The organism is Streptomyces sp. HPF1205 (assembly GCF_020400825.1).
Classification (GTDB): domain Bacteria; phylum Actinomycetota; class Actinomycetes; order Streptomycetales; family Streptomycetaceae; genus Actinacidiphila.
In genome coordinates, this window is record NZ_JAINVH010000083.1 from 1 (window position 1) to 3,887 (window position 3,887).

At 70.9% G+C, this 3,887-nt stretch carries 3 protein-coding genes and 1 pseudogene; all 4 read left to right on the forward strand.

Going from position 1 to position 3,887, the window contains the following annotated elements:
- Positions 1-456, forward strand: a 456-nt coding sequence (locus tag K7G61_RS35615; RefSeq protein ID WP_225851300.1) for an RICIN domain-containing protein, incomplete at its 5' end; no start/stop codon positions are given.
- Between the two features lie 213 nt (positions 457-669).
- The gene (locus K7G61_RS35620) at positions 670-1,821 is read left to right on the forward strand and encodes an SGNH/GDSL hydrolase family protein (protein ID WP_225851301.1); all 1,152 of its coding nucleotides are present in this window, start codon (positions 670-672) and stop codon (positions 1,819-1,821) included.
- 197 nt (positions 1,822-2,018) lie between these two features.
- On the forward strand, positions 2,019-3,470 hold the full coding sequence (locus K7G61_RS35625) for an arabinofuranosidase catalytic domain-containing protein (protein ID WP_225851302.1): 1,452 nt from the start codon (positions 2,019-2,021) through the stop codon (positions 3,468-3,470).
- 221 nt (positions 3,471-3,691) lie between these two features.
- Positions 3,692-3,887, forward strand: a pseudogene (locus K7G61_RS35630) (glycoside hydrolase); the annotation flags it as partial.

Consider the following 3,887-nt stretch of genomic DNA (forward strand, 5'->3'; position numbering starts at 1 on the left):
GACGCCGTCCAGGCCAACATCACCGCCGTCGGTTACAGCAACTCCGCCTCCACCGGCGGGTCGTCGGGTCCGCTGCACGCGGTGGGCGCGGGCAAGTGCCTGGACGTGCCGAACTCGTCCACCACGCTGGGTACGCAGACGCAGATCTACGACTGCAACGGCCAGGCCAACCAGAACTGGACGCACGACTCGTCCAACGAACTGACGGTCACTCTCGGCGGCAGCCAGCTGTGCCTGGACGCGTACGGCAACCAGACCTCTCCCGGCACAAAGGTGGAGACCTGGAGCTGCAACGGCGGGGCCAACCAGCAGTGGCAGTTGAACTCCGACGGCACCATCACCGGTGTGCAGTCCGGCCTGTGTCTGGACGTCACCGGCGCCTCGACCGCCAACGGCGCCCTGGCCGAACTGTGGACCTGCAACGGCCAGTCCAACCAGCAGTGGACCCTCGGCTGACCTGAGCGCGCGAGAAACTCGCACAACCGGGACGACCTGACGGCCGGTCCGATCGGTCGTCCGATCGCAACCCGCTCCGCGGCCGGTGCACGGCCGGCCGCGGAGCACGATCCGGTACGGCACCCGCCCGGCGCGACGCGGGGCCACCGCGGTTCGCCCCCACGAGCCGCGGTTCGTTCACCCCACCACTGTCCCCACCAGTGAGGAACGCTGATGAAGAAGCACTCGGCACCCTTGGTCGCGGCGCTGGCGGCCGCGCTCGCCGTTGGCGCGGCCCTGCCGGCGGCGGCCGCGACCACCGAGGCGCACACCTCCGCCTCCGCTGCTGCCGCCGCCACGCCCGCCACACTCCGGTTGATGCCGCTGGGCGACTCGATCACCTGGGGCTACGCCAGCCCGTCCGGGAACGGCTACCGGGGCTATCTGTACAACGACCTCGCGGGCGAGGGGCACTCGCTGGACTTCGTCGGTTCCCTGCGCAACGGCACCATGTCCGATCCGGACAACGAGGGCCACTCCGGCTGGCGCATCGACCAGATCGCCGGCATCGCCGACTCGGTCCTGGCCACCTACCAGCCCAACGTGGTCACGCTGGAGATCGGCACCAACGACCTGAACGGCAACTACCAGGTGTCGACCGCCACCGACCGGCTCAAGTCGCTCATCGACCAGATCACCAGGGACGTTCCGAACGCGACCGTCCTCGTCGGCACCCTGATCGTGTCCACCAGCGGCACCGAGGAGGCCAGCCGGCCCGGGTTCAACGCCAAGCTGCCGGGGATCGTGCAGGGCGAGCAGGCCGCGGGCAAGCACGTGAGCCTGGTCGACATGAGCGCGCTGACGACCGCCGACCTGGCCGACTCCCTGCACCCCAACGACAACGGCTACCGCAAGATGGCGGACGCCTTCAACTCCGCGGTCCAGGCCGCCGACGCGGCGGGCTGGATCACGTCGCCGGGAGGCGGCGGTGGCGGCACCAGCGGGCAGGTGCGGTCGGGGGTCGCGGGCAAGTGCCTGGACGTCAACGGCGGCAACAGCGCCAACGGGACCCCCGCGGACATCTGGACCTGCAACGGTTCCGCCGGGCAGACGTGGGCCGCGAAGTCCGACGGCACCCTGCGGGCGCTCGGGAAATGCCTCGACGCCACCGCCCGAGGGACCGCCAACGGCACGAAGATCGAGCTCTGGGACTGCAACGGCGGCACCAACCAGCAGTGGCAGGCGTACAACGGCGGCTACCGCAACCCGGCCTCCGGCCGCTGCCTTGACGACCCCAACGTCTCGACCACCGACGGCACGCAGCTGATCCTGTGGGACTGCAACGGCGGCACCAACCAGCAGTGGACCGCACTGCCGGTGAGCTGAGCGCCGGGCAGTGAGCCACACGACCAGGACACGGGATGTCCGTGCGCGCGAGTTCGGTTCCCTCGGACGGCCACGCACCCTTTGTTCCCTTCGCCCCCCACATTTCGAGGAACAGGACAATGCAGCCTTCATCCGTTTCGCCCCGGAGAGCGGCGGTGCCCAGACGCCGCTTCCCGGCTACCGCCGCCGCATGCGTGATGGCGCTGCTGGCCACCTTGCTCGCGACCGCGCTGACGTGGTCGGTACCCGCCTCGGCCGCCGCCGCGCCGCTGGTGGGCTCGGCATCCGGACGCTGCCTCGACGTCAAGGGCAATGTCGACACGGCGGGTACCGCCCTGGAGATCTGGGACTGCAACGGCCAGGCGAACCAGGCGTTCGAGTTCACCTCGGCCGGTGAGCTGAGGACCATGGGCGGCACCCGCTGCGTGGACGCCTCCAACGGCGGGACCAGCCCGGGAACCCAGGCGATCATCTGGACCTGCAACGGCGGCGCCAACCAGCAGTGGCGGCAGAACTCCGACGGGTCCGTCACCGGCGTCCAGTCCGGCCTGTGCCTGGACGTCAACGGAGCCGGCACGGCCAACGGCACCGCCGTCATCCTGTGGACCTGCAACGGCCAGAGCAACCAGAAGTGGAGCACGTCGACGACCACGACGCCTCCCCCGCCGCCTCCGCCGAGCGGCGGCTCGCACTCGTGCGACATCTACGCCGCGGGCGGTACTCCGTGCGTGGCCGCGCACAGCACCGTCCGCGCGCTCTACAGCGCGTACGCCGGCAACCTGTACCAGGTCAGGCGCTCCTCGGACAACACGACCAAGGACATCGGCGTGCTCGCGGCCGGCGGCTACGCCAACGCCGCCGCGCAGGACTCGTTCTGCGCGGGCACCTCGTGCGTGATCACCGTGGTCTACGATCAGTCGGGCCACGGCAACGACCTGTGGTACCAGGGGTCGGCGCAGGTCCCGGGATCGAGTTCGAGCAGCCCCGCGAAGGCGACCTCGGAGTCGCTGACGGCCGGGGGCACCAAGGCGTACTCGCTCTACATCAACCCCGGTAACAGCTACTGGCGGGACGGCCACCTGACCGGCGTGCCGACCGGGACCGCCCCCGAGGGCGCCTACATGGTGACCAGCGGCACCCACGTCAACGGCGGCTGCTGCTTCGACTACGGCAACAGCGAGACCGACCGGAAGGCCGACGCCGCCGGCGCCATGGACGCGATCAACTTCGGCACCGAGTGCTGGTTCGGCGGCTGCTCCGGAAGCGGCCCGTGGGTCCAGGCCGACCTCGAATGGGGCCTGTACTCCGGGGGCAGCCAGTCCTGGAACACCGGCCAGCGGGCATTCACAGCCAAGTTCGTCACCGCGATGCTGAAGAACAACGGGACGTCGCGATTCGCGCTCAAGGGCGCCAACGCGCAATCGGGCAGCCTGACGACACTGTGGGACGGCGGGCTTCCGAGCGGATACAGCCCCATGAAGAAGCAGGGAGCCATCGTCCTGGGCAGCGGCGGGGACTGCTGCAAGCCCGGCGGCGGCGCCAACCTGAGCGCCGGCACCTTCTACGAAGGGGCTGTCGTCGCCGGCTACCCGTCCGACGCGACCGACAGCGCGGTGCAGGCCGACATCGTCGCGGCCGGCTACCGCTGACCCGACCTCCGACCACCATGTGGGGAAGGGCGGCGGTCCTCCGGGCGTGGCCGGAGGACCGCCGCCGGGGGCGTCCCGTCCCCCCGCCCCTTCCCGGGGCGACCCCGCGCGACGGCCGGAGCCGTCGCCCCTCCGACTCATGACACCGACGCGGGCCGTCCACGCCCGCGCGGACGCGATCACCCGGCAGCACCAGCAGATGACGACATGGGAGGTACCCGATGCCCCCGGGCACACGCTCGACCAGATCACGACGCAGCCGATACGGCCTCCTCACCGCCGCCGTGGCCGCGGCCACGGTGACGGTCTTCGCCACACTCGCGGCCACGCCCGCCCAGGCCGCGACCACCTTGCGGTCGCTGGCGGAGGGGAAGGGCAGGTACTTCGGCACCGCGCTGACCGACGGCGACCTGAACG